General features: G+C 57.6%; 12 protein-coding genes. 3 read left to right on the top strand and 9 right to left on the bottom strand.

Annotated elements, in window-relative coordinates:
- Positions 1-100 precede the first annotated feature (100 nt).
- From ntrC to glnA, 7 genes are all read right to left on the bottom strand, one after another.
- Positions 101-1,537, bottom strand: a complete 1,437-nt coding sequence (gene ntrC, locus RYC18_RS05895; protein ID WP_002555721.1) for a nitrogen regulation protein NR(I) — start codon at positions 1,535-1,537, stop codon at positions 101-103.
- Positions 1,534-2,619: a nitrogen regulation protein NR(II) gene (glnL, locus tag RYC18_RS05890; protein WP_002555720.1), complete on the bottom strand. Its 1,086-nt coding sequence runs from the start codon at positions 2,617-2,619 to the stop codon at positions 1,534-1,536. Before glnL ends, ntrC begins: the two co-directional genes overlap by 4 nt.
- A gap of 283 nt (positions 2,620-2,902) precedes the next feature.
- The gene (locus tag RYC18_RS05885; RefSeq protein WP_005781521.1) at positions 2,903-3,520 is read right to left on the bottom strand and encodes a DUF4124 domain-containing protein; all 618 of its coding nucleotides are present in this window, start codon (positions 3,518-3,520) and stop codon (positions 2,903-2,905) included.
- An 11-nt stretch (positions 3,521-3,531) separates the two neighbouring features.
- Positions 3,532-4,068, bottom strand: coding sequence for a DUF4124 domain-containing protein (locus tag RYC18_RS05880; protein ID WP_080725947.1), 537 nt, complete (start codon positions 4,066-4,068; stop codon positions 3,532-3,534).
- A gap of 78 nt (positions 4,069-4,146) precedes the next feature.
- Positions 4,147-4,704: a chorismate mutase gene (locus tag RYC18_RS05875; protein ID WP_004654945.1), complete on the bottom strand. Its 558-nt coding sequence runs from the start codon at positions 4,702-4,704 to the stop codon at positions 4,147-4,149.
- A 126-nt stretch (positions 4,705-4,830) separates the two neighbouring features.
- The gene (locus RYC18_RS05870) at positions 4,831-5,244 is read right to left on the bottom strand and encodes a cupin domain-containing protein (protein ID WP_316884257.1); all 414 of its coding nucleotides are present in this window, start codon (positions 5,242-5,244) and stop codon (positions 4,831-4,833) included.
- Between the two features lie 164 nt (positions 5,245-5,408).
- On the bottom strand, positions 5,409-6,815 hold the full coding sequence (gene glnA / locus RYC18_RS05865; protein ID WP_002555716.1) for a glutamate--ammonia ligase: 1,407 nt from the start codon (positions 6,813-6,815) through the stop codon (positions 5,409-5,411).
- A 335-nt stretch (positions 6,816-7,150) separates the two neighbouring features.
- Between glnA and thiI the strand changes: the two genes are divergently transcribed.
- The 3 genes from thiI to RYC18_RS05850 all read left to right on the top strand — a co-directional run bounded on the left by thiI (position 7,151) and on the right by RYC18_RS05850 (position 11,178).
- Entirely contained in the window at positions 7,151-8,605 is a 1,455-nt protein-coding gene (gene thiI / locus RYC18_RS05860) for a tRNA uracil 4-sulfurtransferase ThiI (RefSeq protein ID WP_004654939.1), read from the top strand.
- 144 nt (positions 8,606-8,749) lie between these two features.
- A complete protein-coding gene (gene typA, locus RYC18_RS05855) occupies positions 8,750-10,570 on the top strand; it encodes a translational GTPase TypA (RefSeq protein WP_004654937.1) in 1,821 nt (606 codons plus the stop codon).
- A gap of 170 nt (positions 10,571-10,740) precedes the next feature.
- Positions 10,741-11,178 carry a GNAT family N-acetyltransferase gene (locus RYC18_RS05850; RefSeq protein ID WP_005781517.1) on the top strand — a complete coding sequence of 146 codons (438 nt, stop codon included), beginning with the start codon at positions 10,741-10,743 and terminating at the stop codon, positions 11,176-11,178.
- 381 nt (positions 11,179-11,559) lie between these two features.
- Here RYC18_RS05850 and RYC18_RS05845 read toward each other — a convergent pair whose 3' ends face one another.
- Together RYC18_RS05845 and RYC18_RS05840 are read right to left on the bottom strand one after the other, a co-directional pair.
- Positions 11,560-12,381, bottom strand: a complete 822-nt coding sequence (locus RYC18_RS05845; RefSeq protein WP_002555713.1) for a DeoR/GlpR family DNA-binding transcription regulator — start codon at positions 12,379-12,381, stop codon at positions 11,560-11,562.
- 123 nt (positions 12,382-12,504) lie between these two features.
- Positions 12,505-13,278 carry an L-iditol 2-dehydrogenase gene (locus RYC18_RS05840; RefSeq protein WP_005745101.1) on the bottom strand — a complete coding sequence of 258 codons (774 nt, stop codon included), beginning with the start codon at positions 13,276-13,278 and terminating at the stop codon, positions 12,505-12,507.
- Positions 13,279-13,307: the final 29 nt, after the last annotated feature.

Here is a 13,307-nt window from a genome sequence, read left to right as displayed (position 1 = left end):
GGACGCTCTGCGTCCTGCCTTGAATAGTAGGCGCGGCGCAGAGTGTTTCGAAATGCATGCCAATGCGGAGCATTGGCACCAATGACCATCATATAACCACTCAGCCCTCGTCAGCCTCGTCGTCATCCCCGCCGTCGACCTTCATGCCCAGTTCCTTGATCTTGCGGGTCAAGGTGTTGCGGCCCCAGCCCAGCAGCACGGCGGCGTCGCGGCGGCGGCCGGCGGTGTGCTTGAGGGCGGTTTCGATCATGATCCGCTCGAAAGTCGGTACAGCGCTGTCCAGCAGGCTGGACTGACCGCGAGACAACGCCTGGTCGGCCCACTGACGCAGCGCCTGTTCCCAGTTGGTGACCGGTGCGGCGTCCTGCGGCAGACTCAGCAGTTCTGGTGGCAGATCGCTGATGTGCACTTCACGACCCGAGGCCATGACCGTGATCCAGCGGCAAGTGTTTTCCAGCTGTCGCACGTTGCCAGGCCACGGCAGATGCTTGAGGTATTCCTCGGTCTCGGCCTTGAGCAGCTTGGGTTCGACTGCCAGTTCCTGAGCCGCGCGGCTGAGGAAGTGCTTGGCCAGGGTCGGGATGTCTTCGCGGCGGTCCGACATGCGCGGAATGTGGATACGGATCACGTTCAGGCGATGGAACAAGTCCTCACGGAACTTGCCGGCCTGTACCAGGGTTTCCAGGTTCTGGTGGGTGGCGGCAATGATGCGCACGTCGACCTTGACCGGCGTGTGCCCGCCTACCCGGTAGAACTCGCCATCGGCCAGCACGCGCAGCAGACGGGTCTGGGTGTCGGCTGGCATATCGCCGATTTCATCGAGAAACAGCGTGCCGCCGTCAGCCTGTTCAAAACGACCGCGACGCAGGTTGGCCGCGCCGGTGAATGCGCCTTTTTCGTGGCCGAACAGCTCCGATTCCATCAAGTCCTTGGGAATCGCCGCCATGTTCAGCGCAATGAACGGCGAGGCCGAACGCGGGCTGTGGCGGTGCAGTGCATGAGCGACCAACTCTTTACCGGTCCCCGATTCACCGTTAATCAGAACAGTGATGTTGGAGTGGCTCAGGCGCCCGATAGCGCGAAACACTTCCTGCATCGCGGGCGCTTCGCCAATGATTTCAGGGGTGCGGGTCAGGGTCGGTGCGACGTCCAGGCCTTGCTGTTCCTGGGCGTGCTGATTGGCGCGCTTGACCAGCGAGACGGCTTCGTCGACGTCGAACGGCTTGGGCAGGTACTCGAAAGCGCCCCCCTGATAAGACGCCACGGCGCTGTCCAGATCTGAATGGGCGGTCATGATGATCACCGGCAGACGTGGATGCTGCTCGCGAATCCGCGCCAGCAGGTCCAGACCACTGGCACCGGGCATGCGGATGTCGGAAATGATCACGTCCGGCTGCTGACGGGCCAGACGGCTCATCACCCCGTCGGCGCTGTCGAAGCTCTGCGTGGTCATGCCTTCCTGTTGCAAGGCCTTTTCCAGTACCCAGCGGATAGAACGATCGTCGTCTACGATCCAGACAGTTTCACTACGGCTCATGTCGAAGCTGCTCCTTGTTCCAGCGGCAGGAAGATCGAGAACGTGGTGTGGCCGGGATGGCTGTCACACTCGATCAGGCCCTGGTGCTGGCTGATGATGTTCTGGGTAATGGCAAGACCGAGCCCTGTGCCATCCGGGCGGCCACTGACCATCGGGTAAAAAATGGTTTCCTGAAGTTCGGCCGGAATACCGGGGCCGTTGTCGATGATTTCGATCTTGCTGACCAGCCGATGGCGAACGTGGCCGATAGTGAACTGACGCATGGCGCGGGTGCGCAGGGTGATTCGTCCCAGGCGCAATTCGTTCTGGCCACTGATGGCCTGCATGGCGTTGCGCACGATATTGAGCACGGCCTGGATCATTTGCTCGCGGTCGATCAAGACGTCGGGAATGCTTGGGTCATAGTCGCGCACCAGCGTGATGCAGCCCTGACTTTCGGCCTCGACCAGGCTGCACACTCGTTCAAGCACTTCGTGCACGTTGGTCATCGCCAGCGACGGCAGCTTGTTGGAGCCCAGCATACGGTCGACCAGATTACGCAAACGGTCGGCCTCTTCGATGATGACGTTGGTGTAATCCTTGAGGCTTTCTTCAGGCAGCTCGCGGGCCAGCAGCTGTGCGGCGCCGCGAATGCCGCCCAGCGGATTCTTTATTTCGTGAGCCAGGCCACGCACCAGCATCTTGGTGGTTTCCTGCTTGGACAACTGGGCTTCTTCCTTGGTAATGCGCAGCAACCTGTCACGTGGGTGCACTTCAAGCAGCAGCAGGGTATCGCCCTTGCTGAGAATCGGCGTCACGGCATAGTCGACAGTCAGTGTCTGACCGGTCAGTGCGGTGAGCATCGCTTCGCGCTTGGTGAAAGGATGAGCCTGTTCCACTGCCTGACGCAGCGAACTCAGTGCCTCAGCCGACTCGGTGAACAGCTCGCTGATGAATTGCCCATGGCTGCGCTGCCCGCTAATGGCGAGCAGCATTTCCGCTGCCGGGTTCATGTACTCAAGTCGCAGGTCGGCGTTGAGCAGAATGGTGGCAGTGGTCAGGTTATCCAGTAACAGTCTGTGCAGCGCGTCGCTGATAGTCATGAATCGTGTTGACCTCTTTTGGCACATTGCAGTTGCGCAATGCTGGTGCTGGTTGGTCTGCGCCAGCAGGAGCAAGGCCACCAATACGGTGCTGTCTCAGTGAAGTTGCAAAAACCAAACCAAGGCTCCGAAAAGAAGCGCCTTATCTGCAAAATCGGGCCGTTTTTCGAGCGAGTGCCCGCATACGGCGCTACTTTCAGTGCGTTCCTGAACCAAATTGGACTGTATTGTTGCGCAGGTGTGCAGGTTGCGCACCAAAAAGGTGCTTCTGCGTTGTCGAGGATCAGAAGAAAGGCAGGATGCTGCTTTTAGGCTCTGGCTTGTCCTTGAGCGGACACTCCGGGCGCACGCCGTAGTCATCATCCTTGCAGGGATGAGTCGCGCGCTTTTGCGCGAGGGAAATGCGCTGCACGTGAAACGGCTGGTTCGGCGTTTTTTCCAGGACACGGCCAAGTTCGTCGAAAATCTCTACCGATAATTGATGCGTGCCCCGATCCACATTGCTCAGCGGGAAGACAGGGCTGCGTCCGGCCTCGCCGACGGCAACGCCATCCAGCAATAGCCGGTAGCTGTGACCCGGCTGTAAAACCGGTTCGCTGGTGACGGTAACGATCAGATCGCCACTGGGATTGACCAGCGTGGCGTCCGGCTCGGGCACCAGAATTCTCAGCAGTTGATAATGAAACATCGGCTGCACTGCGGGTTTGGCGGGGTGCGCTTTCAGGGTTCGGGTTGGCGGGGTGCCGGTCATGTTGTTGCTGGGTGGAATATCAACGCGTGTGGCGTTCTTGCGCGGCTGGTCGGTAAACACCCGATTGCCTTGCGCGTCGATGTAGGTATAGACGTCGGCAGCGGCTGGCAGCGCCATTAGCAGCAGCAAGCAGATCAGCGCGCTGTGCATTCTGTGTCTGTTCATGGTTTGCCGAGGTGCACGCGTTGAATGGTCAGCGTAATGGTCTCGCTCTGCTGAATGATCCGCTCGCCGTCTTTCACCACTACCGCGAAGCTGTGCTCGCCACGATCGATGTTGACCACTTGAAAGCGCGGGAGGTTGGAGGGCTGCCCGTACAGGTTGCCGTCCAGCAGCAGTTGCAGGCTGTGAGTCGGTTGCAGACGCGGCTGGATCTTCACGCCGATGATGAACGTGCCATTGTTGGCGCGTAACGCTTCGTCGGTGGGCAGGTCAGTGAGTTCCAGTACGTCATAGGCCGTTTGCGGCTGCGAGGGTGGTGCGTAAGGGGCCGGTTGCGGCGCGCTGTTGACGACCGGCCTGGCGGGTGTCTGCTTTTCGATGCTGTTGAGCGGCGGCAGCTCGACCACTTCGGTTTTGGTACCGTTGGGTGGCTGATTGCTGAACGCAGTGTTGCCGTTCGCATCGGTGTACTTATAGATCTGCGCCAAGGCAGGCAGGCTGATCAACAGCAGCAGGCAAATCAGGCTTTGACGCATGAGACTCTCGACAGCAATGGCACAATTGGCCGTCAGCATAGAACACATCGCCCTATGCTGCGCTATCCGCCTGATGTGTCAGAGGTTTGCCGAGCAAAGATCGGCAGTGGCCAGTACCAGCGCCTGATCGTGAATCGGGTCGGTCTGATAGCGCTTGAGCGCCATATCCAGCTTTATCCTGCAGTCTTCGGTCTTGCGCAGTGGCTGGAAGTCGGCATATGCCTGCAGCAGCTGGGTTTGCAACCGGTCGAGTTTTGGGCGGATATCGTCCACCAGGCTCAGCCTGGCCGTATCAGGGGCTTTGCCTGCTGCATGCCATTGGGCAAGCAGTGCATTCTGTATTTGCTTGTTGGCTTCTATCTGCGCCTTGAACAAGCGTTGAACGTCGTCAGGGTTCAGCTTGAACTCGGCAGCGCGGGCCTGCGCTGCGCTGATGACTTGCAGCTCGCGCGGCGGGTCCTCGACCGCCTTGCCGCTGTCCCATTTGCTCAGGGCAACCTGATCGGCGATGGACAGGCGCTCGCTGATGGCTTGCAACAGCGGCTCGATAGCAGAGGGCTTCTGCTCGGCGGCGAAGGCGAAGCAGGAAGACATGCACGTCAGGGTCAGCAGGGAAGTGGCCAGAAGCAGGCGCATATTCAACTCCATATTGATCGGGGCGGGTTCAGAGTTAAGCCCGATTCTTGGGTATGCAGCCAGTGCCCGGTGGTGAAAAGAATTTCACGTTGCAAGGCTGCATTCCGCGTACGTGCTGGTGAGAGCTTATTGCGACAACGGCGTTGCTTCTGTCGCGGCGTAGAAGACGATAAGTTCGACCGGTGTGTCGCCCGTCTTGCCGCGGTGCACGATATCAACCATCTCTGCGAGTGCGTCGCCTTTTTTCAGGCGGATTTCCTTGTTGCTGTCCCGTTTTTCGACGGTGATTTCTCCTGAGGCCACGTAGGCGGCGTTGGGGATCGGATCGCTATGCCATTTCAGCGCGGTGTTTGCAGGAATGTTGATTTTCAGAACGGTCAGCTCGGGCTGGCCTTTGGGGTAGGCAATGTAAGGCGTGCCATCCCAGGAAGTTTTGCTTTTCAGCAGAACACGGGATTCGACGGTGGGGCTTGCCTGTTGGGCAACGGCGTTGCCTGTCAGTGCTATCAGGGCAGCTGTGATCAGAAGTCTGTAGGGCATGTCGGGATGGCCTTGCTGGCTGAAATTCGAGCCAGAAGTTTGCCCGGTATTTTTTTTCTGATGCGGTATCCCGTTATTGCACAAAATAAAAAATCGGTCCTCAGAAACAAAGAAACCTCCCGAAGGAGGTCTCTTGTTACGCCATCAACGCTGGCGCGGCTGGATCAGCAGCTGTAGTACAGCTCGTATTCCAGTGGGTGTACGAAGGTACGAACGCGGATTTCTTCTTCGCTTTTCAGTGCGATGTAAGCGTCGATGAAGTCGTCGCTGAACACGCCGCCTTTGGTCAGGAACGCACGGCCCTTGTCCAGTTCTTCCAGCGCTTCTTTCAGGCTGCCGCAAACTTGTGGGATCTCTTTGGCCTCTTCAGGCGGCAGGTCATACAGGTTCTTGTCAGCTGCGTCGCCAGGGTGGATCTTGTTCTGGATGCCGTCCAGGCCAGCCATCAACAGAGCCGCGAAGGCCAGGTACGGGTTGGCCGAAGGATCCGGGAAGCGTGCTTCGATACGGCGGCCGCGTGGGCTGTTGACGTAAGGAATACGGATCGAAGCGGAACGGTTACGCGCCGAGTAGGCCAGCATGACCGGTGCTTCGAAGCCTGGAACCAGACGCTTGTACGAGTTGGTGGACGGGTTGGTGAAGCCGTTCAGCGCCTTGCCGTGCTTGATGATGCCGCCGATGAAGTACAGAGCGAGGTCGGACAGACCGGCATAGCCTTCACCTGCGAAGGTGTTCTTGCCATCTTTGGCGATGGACATGTGCACGTGCATGCCTGAACCGTTATCACCGTACAGAGGCTTTGGCATGAAGGTCGCGGTGCGGCCGTAAGCGTCAGCAACGTTGTGAACAACGTATTTCAGGGTCTGAACTTCGTCAGCCTTTTTAACCAGCGTGTTGAATTTCACGCCGATTTCGTTCTGGCCAGCGGTCGCCACTTCGTGGTGGTGAACTTCAACGGTCTGGCCCATTTCTTCCAGAGCGTTGCACATGGCGGTACGGATTTCGTGGTCATGGTCAAACGGCGGAACTGGGAAGTAACCACCTTTGACGCCTGGGCGGTGGCCTTTGTTACCGCCTTCCACGTCCTGATCGGACATCCACGAACCCTGTTCAGAGAAGATCTTGAACATGGAACCCGAGATGTCGGACTTGAATTTCACTTCGTCGAAGATGAAGAATTCTGGCTCAGGGCCTGCGAATACGGTGTCACCGATACCGGTGGACTTCAGGTATTCCTCGGCGCGACGAGCGATGGCGCGTGGGTCACGATCGTAACCTTGCATGGTCGACGGTTCGATGATGTCGCACACCAGGATCAGGGTCGGTTCTTCGGTGAACGGGTCCAGAACAGCGGTTTCGTCGTCCGGCAGCAAAATCATGTCGGAAGCTTCGATGCCTTTCCAGCCAGAGATGGAGGAGCCGTCGAACATCTTGCCGACTTCGAAGAAGTCATCTTCCAGCGCATCGCGAGCTGGCATGGTCACGTGGTGCTGCGTACCTTTAGTGTCCGTGAAGCGCAGATCAATCCACTTAACGTCATGATCTTTGATGAGTTGAACCGACTTCGACATGGTGTCCTCCGGGTGGCTAAGAACCGCCTTCTATAGGCTGGGTCCCTTGAATTTGGGTGATGCCGGCGCGAATATTCTGCCAAGGCAACCTGCCTCACAAGGGAGCAATTTGCATGCCAGTGCCCCGTGTTGGGTTTTTTGCTTCAAAAGCAGGCTTTCAGGGGATTTAAACGCGTCTGCCGAGAAAAGTACGCACCGTTATGGCGCTGCAGTTTGGTGCGTCGACTCTTTTTGGTGCGCTGATGATCGGGTATACGATAACTGGTTAAACGTTGAGCAATTTCCGCTATAATCCGCGCCCCCCTTTTTCAGTCGGCACCTCACGCGCTGTTTCCATGAAACTAATCGTTAAAGTTTTTCCAGAAATCACCATTAAAAGCCCGCCGGTGCGCAAGAAATTCATCCGGCAACTGGGCAAGAACATTCGTACCGTGCTCCGTGAACTGGACGCGGACATTGTCGTGGGTGGCGTATGGGACAACCTTGAGGTGGAGACCCGCCAGACCGACCCCAAAGTGCTGCAGGGCATCAGGGACCGGCTAAGTTGCATGCCCGGCATTGCCAACTTTCTGCAGGTGGCCGAGTACCCGTTGGGCGACATGGATGACATCGTTGCCAAGTGCAAACTGCACTACGCCGACCTGCTGCCCGGCAAGATGTTTTCAGTGCGTTGCAAGCGCGCCGGTCGCCACGATTTCAGCTCGATGGATGTCGAGAAATACGTCGGTAGCAAGTTGCGCATGCAATGCGGCGCTGCCGGAATCGAGCTGAAAAAGCCCGATCTGGTCGTGCGGATGGAAATTCGCGACCAACGGTTGTTTGTCGTTCATGACCAGCATCAGGGCATGGGCGGCTACCCGCTGGGTGCGCTGGAGCAGACCCTGGTATTGATGTCCGGCGGTTTCGATTCGACCGTTGCGGCCTACCAGATCATGCGCCGCGGCCTTATGGCGCACTTCTGCTTCTTCAATCTGGGCGGAAGAGCCCATGAACTGGGCGTGATGGAAGTCGCTCACTTTATCTGGAAGAAGTACGGCAGTTCGCAGCGGGTGCTGTTTGTCAGCGTGCCATTCGAGGAAGTTCTCGGAGAAATTCTGCAGAAAGTCGATAACAGTCATATGGGTGTAGTTTTGAAGCGTATGATGTTACGCGCTGCATCCGCCGTGGCTGATCGTCTCGAAATCGACGTGCTGGTAACTGGCGAAGCGATTTCACAGGTTGCCAGCCAGACGCTGCCGAACCTGTCGCTGATCGACGCGGCGACCGACAAGCTGGTCCTGCGACCGCTGGTTGCGAGCCACAAGCAGGACATCGTGGACCTGGCGACCGAAATAGGCACTGCCGATTTTGCCCGCCACATGCCTGAGTATTGCGGGGTGATTTCGGTCAACCCGAAGACCAACGCCAAGCGAAATCGCGTTGAGTACGAAGAAAAACAGTTCGACATGGCGATTCTCGAGCAAGCGCTTGAACGCGCAAAGCTGATTTCGATCGATCGGGTCATCGACGATCTGAGCCGCAATGTCGACATAGAAGAAGTCAGCCAGGCGCTGGCCGGTCAGGTCATCATCGACATCCGTCACCCGGATGCCCAGGAGGACCAGCCGCTGCAAGTGCCTGGCGTGGAGATACAGACGTTGCCGTTCTACGCATTGAACAGCCGTTTCAAGGCACTGGATGACACGCGCCAGTACCTTTTGTATTGCGACAAAGGCGTCATGAGTCGCCTGCATGCTCACCATTTGCTCAGTGAGGGGCATGCCAATGTGCGCGTTTATCGACCGAGCTAAGTGCCCGGGGCTGTTTGCCTGTGGCTTGCGTCACCGGCCCCCCGACACCAGTCGTCATGCCGTAACGGCTTTTGCCGACTCGAAATAGTTAATCGCTGCCTTATAAACAGTCAGCAGACCGAATCCTCTGATCGAGATACACAAGTGATCGAAAATCTACGCAACATCGCCATCATTGCTCACGTTGACCATGGTAAGACCACCCTGGTAGACAAACTCCTGCGCCAGTCCGGCACCCTTGAGCGCAACGAGCTCAACGACGAGCGCGTGATGGACTCCAACGACCAGGAAAAAGAGCGCGGTATTACCATTCTCGCGAAGAACACCGCGATCAACTGGAATGGCTACCACATCAACATCGTGGACACCCCGGGCCACGCCGACTTCGGTGGTGAAGTAGAGCGCGTGATGTCGATGGTTGACTCCGTACTGCTGCTGGTTGATGCCCAGGACGGCCCTATGCCGCAAACCCGTTTTGTGACCAAGAAGGCTTTCGAAGCCGGCCTGCGTCCAATCGTGGTCATCAACAAGGTTGACCGTCCAGGCGCGCGTCCGGACTGGGTTCTGGACCAGATCTTCGACCTGTTCGACAACCTGGGTGCCACCGAAGAACAGCTGGACTTCAAAGTCGTCTACGCCTCGGCCCTGAACGGCATTGCCGGTCTGGAACACACCGACATGGCTGAAGACATGACTCCGCTGTACCAGTCGATCGTCGATCACGTTCCTGCGCCAAAAGTTGACCGTGACGGCCCGTTCCAGATGCAGATCTCGGCTCTGGACTACAACAGCTTCCTGGGCGTCATCGGTGTTGGCCGTATCGCTCGCGGTCGCGTCAAGCCAAACACCCCGGTTGTTGCTATCGATGCCGAAGGCAAGAAGCGCACCGGTCGTATCCTGAAGCTGATGGGTCACCACGGTCTGCACCGTGTGGACGTTGAAGAAGCAGCTGCCGGCGACATCGTCTGCATCAGCGGCTTCGACCAGCTGTTCATCTCCGACACCCTGTGCGATCCGCTGAATGTTGAAGCGATGAAGCCGCTGACCGTCGACGAGCCAACCGTTTCGATGACCTTCCAGGTTAACGATTCGCCGTTCTGCGGCAAGGAAGGCAAGTTCGTCACCAGCCGTAACATCAAGGAACGTCTGGACAAGGAACTGCTGTACAACGTTGCCCTGCGCGTTGAAGAAGGCGACACCGCCGACAAGTTCAAGGTCTCCGGCCGTGGTGAGCTGCACCTCTCGGTACTGATCGAAACCATGCGTCGCGAAGGCTTCGAAATGGGTGTTGGTCGTCCGGAAGTGATCATCCGTCGCGTAGGTGACGTTAAGCACGAACCGTACGAAAACGTGACCATCGACCTGCCGGAAGAATCCCAAGGCGCGATCATGGAGCAAATGGGTCTGCGTAAAGGCGACCTGACCAACATGGTTCCGGATGGCAAAGGCCGTGTTCGCCTTGAGTACAACATCCCGGCCCGTGGCCTGATCGGTTTCCGTAACGAGTTCCTGACCCTCACCTCCGGTGCTGGCATCCTGACCTCGATCTTCGACCGTTACGACGTGATGAAGTCCGGCGACATGTCCGGCCGTCAGAACGGCGTTCTGGTTTCGGTTGAAACCGGCAAGGCACTCACCTACTCCCTGGAAACCCTGCAGGCGCGCGGCAAGCTGTTCGTCGAGCACGGTCAGGAAATCTACGGTGGTCAGATCGTTGGTCTGAACAGCCGCGACAACGACCTGGGTGTGAACCCTACCAAAGGCAAGAAGCTCGACAACATGCGTGCTTCGGGCAAAGACGAAACCATCGCTCTGGTTCCACCTGTCAAGTTCACCCTTGAACAGGCTCTGGAATTCATCCAGGACGACGAGCTGTGCGAAGTAACGCCGAAGTCCATCCGTCTTCGCAAGAAGATCCTGGACGAAAGCGAGCGTACCCGCGCTGCCAAGAAAGCCAAGGCTTGATACTTAGCCCGCGCTGAATAAAAAACCCCGGTCGAGAGACCGGGGTTTTTTTATGCCTGCTATTTGCGTCTGATATCAGCCATCTTGAAGGCATTCTGCTTTGGGCAGTCATGAATAGAATTGGCTCAGTGTTTGCTTGCATGTTGCTAACTTCAAAATGGAAAAGTGACATGAGGGAGTGGATAACAGGCGTTGACTGCAACGAGGCGGATCTGAACGCTATCAGTGATTACGTCATTCGCCACGGCCGCGCGCTCCCGCAATCGCAGGGCGGAAAACCAGAATCCATTGCCTGCCTGGCTAAGGAAGAAGGCATATTAATTGGTGGAGTAACCGGCAGAACCGAGTTTCAACGCTTGTTTATAAATTACCTTTGGGTGGACGAGCAGTGGCGCAGTCGTGGGCTAGGCGCTGCGTGCCTTAACAGAGTCGAGGCATTGGCAATGGAGAGAGGCTGTGTGGATGCGCTCATAGAAACATTGAATGACGAGGTAGCTCAGTGGTACTTACGGTGCGGGTACGTATTGATTGCGCTACTCCCTCACTATTGTGGTGAATTAACCAGTCGCTATACCTTGTTAAAACAACTCAACGGGCCACTTCGCTGACAGATTGAGCGCCCGCAGGGATACGTTTGCTGGCTAAAGAGCTGCCTGCCCGGCATTGCTATTTTTATGAGGATTGAAGCGGCACCCTTAAAAAATGAATTTTTCAAGCATGCCTGGGCTCTGGTGTCTGGGCAACTTATACCAATGGCTCCCTTTGAACCTTTGACTTCCAGGCAACGTCCCTCTATAAGCGAAATGGCGCCACTGAGTTTGTGCATCTCAATAACTTCCCTCCAACCCATAAGCGCTTATTTTTTCAGAAGCGGCTGTTTTGAAGGGTGGTTTTATAATGCGCGAGGCGCGTCTGCAGCGATTAATGGTTCTTGGTCATGGCGAAAGTTCGGTATGAAAGCGCTAGTGCGGTGTTTCAAAAACACCACATTAGCGCTTGCCACCCACCGGTGCCAGCAGCAGTTCGATACGCTGCTTACGGATACCATCCGCTGCGGCTTCAGCAAGCGCGGCATCGGTGATGATGGTGTCGAACTGCTCGAGCCCGGCCACCTTGTACATGCCGAAGGTGCCGTATTTCGAGCTGGTCGCGACCAATACGGTTTGCGAGGCTGACTGCATGGCGGCCTGTTTGACCTCAACTTTCAGCGCCGACGGCGTAGTCGTGCCACGTTGCAGGTCCCACGAGCTGGTCGACATGAAGGCCACATCGGTCGCCAGTTGCCGCAACGTCGCTGCCGCCAGCCCACCGACGCTGGAGCGGTTCGGATGATCGAGCAGCCCGCCGGTGTGAATCACATCCACATGCGCAGCGTCGGCCAGCGCGTTGACTACGCCGAAATCATTGGTCACCACGGTCATGCCTGACAACGCAATGATATGCGGCACGATTTCCAGTGTGCTGGTGCCCGCGTCCAGGTAAATCGTCATGTCCGGATGCAGCAAACCCGCCGCGAGCCTCGCCATGCCCTGCTTGTGCGGCAGCTCTATAACCGCCTTGGACTGATGGCTGGGCTCGCTGTGGACCTGGCTGGCGATACGCACGCCTCCGGTGACTGAATAGGCCCGGCCTTCCTGTTCCAGCTGGGCGATATCGCGGCGGATGGTCATGTGCGAGCAGTCGAACATCTCCATCAACTGATGAACGCTGAGCACCTGATGCTTGCGCAATTGACGCAGCATCAGCTCCCGGCGCTGATCGGGGATCATAGGTGTACCGCCGGAAATGGCGATCTCCTCTTCAGTGGACATTCGTGCTCCTTGATGAGCCGCCAAGACAACAGGCGGTCCGCGCATCTTAGCCAATCGCTCCGGCAATGGAAGCAGCGACGGGCCTTTTTGCACGGACTTGCTCATCTTTGCAGGCAGTCCACCTCAGTTCATCCAGTTGCCACCATCGACGTTATAGGTCTGGGCGACGACGTATTCACTGTCCGGCGACGCAAGGAAAATCGCCATGCCGGTCAGGTCATCCGCCGTGCCCATACGTCCGTATGGCACCTGCTCGCCGACCAGCTTCTTCTTCTCGCCCAGCGGGCGGTTTTCATAGCGGGCGAACATCGCATCCACGCCATCCCAGTGTTCGCCATCGACCACGCCCGGTGCGATGGCGTTGACGTTGATGCCATGCTTGATGAGGTCCAGTCCGGCCGATTGGGTCAGGCTGATCACCGCAGCCTTGGTCGCGCAGTACACCGCCACCAGCGCCTCGCCACGCCGACCAGCCTGACTGGCCATGTTGATGATCTTGCCGCCGTGCCCCTGGGCAATCATTTGCCTGGCTGCTGCCTGCAACGTGAACAGGGTGCCCGCGACGTTGATCGAAAACAGCCGCTCGTAACTGTCGCGGGTGATACCGACAATTGGTGCCAGATCAAACAGCGCGGCGTTGTTGATCAGGATATCCAGCTTGCCGGTCTGTGCGACCACAGCGGCGATGGCCTGATCGATGGACGCCTGGTCCGTCACGTCCATGCTGACCGCGTAGGCGTTCGGCCCCAGCTCGTTCGCCGTGGCTTGCGCGCGTTGCAGATTGATATCGGCAATGGCTACACGAGCACCTTCCTGGATATATGCCTGGGCAAACGCCCGCCCGATGCCTCGCGCCGATCCGGTGATCAGCGCGCTTTTACCTTCAAGTCGTTTCATGGGTTCATCATCCGTCCAATACAGTTGAG

The sequence above is a fragment of the Pseudomonas syringae group sp. 247E2 genome, from assembly GCF_032587795.1.
Classification (GTDB): Bacteria; Pseudomonadota; Gammaproteobacteria; order Pseudomonadales; family Pseudomonadaceae; genus Aquipseudomonas; species Aquipseudomonas amygdali.
This window is presented reverse-complemented; position numbering and strand designations above follow the sequence as displayed.

Bases quoted from the DNA above. Each gene is read 5' to 3' on its own strand.
- RYC18_RS05880 (WP_080725947.1), bottom strand. From the start codon at position 4,068: ATGCGTCAAAGCCTGATTTGCCTGCTGCTGTTGATCAGCCTGCCTGCC.
- glnL (WP_002555720.1), bottom strand. From the start codon at position 2,619: ATGACTATCAGCGACGCGCTGCACAGACTGTTACTGGATAACCTGACC.
- thiI (WP_004654939.1), top strand. From the start codon at position 7,151: ATGAAACTAATCGTTAAAGTTTTTCCAGAAATCACCATTAAAAGCCCG.
- ntrC (WP_002555721.1), bottom strand. From the start codon at position 1,537: ATGAGCCGTAGTGAAACTGTCTGGATCGTAGACGACGATCGTTCTATC.
- glnA (WP_002555716.1), bottom strand. From the start codon at position 6,815: ATGTCGAAGTCGGTTCAACTCATCAAAGATCATGACGTTAAGTGGATT.
- RYC18_RS05885 (WP_005781521.1), bottom strand. From the start codon at position 3,520: ATGCACAGCGCGCTGATCTGCTTGCTGCTGCTAATGGCGCTGCCAGCC.
- RYC18_RS05845 (WP_002555713.1), bottom strand. From the start codon at position 12,381: ATGTCCACTGAAGAGGAGATCGCCATTTCCGGCGGTACACCTATGATC.
- RYC18_RS05870 (WP_316884257.1), bottom strand. From the start codon at position 5,244: ATGCCCTACAGACTTCTGATCACAGCTGCCCTGATAGCACTGACAGGC.
- RYC18_RS05840 (WP_005745101.1), bottom strand. From the start codon at position 13,278: ATGAAACGACTTGAAGGTAAAAGCGCGCTGATCACCGGATCGGCGCGA.
- RYC18_RS05875 (WP_004654945.1), bottom strand. From the start codon at position 4,704: ATGCGCCTGCTTCTGGCCACTTCCCTGCTGACCCTGACGTGCATGTCT.
- RYC18_RS05850 (WP_005781517.1), top strand. From the start codon at position 10,741: ATGAGGGAGTGGATAACAGGCGTTGACTGCAACGAGGCGGATCTGAAC.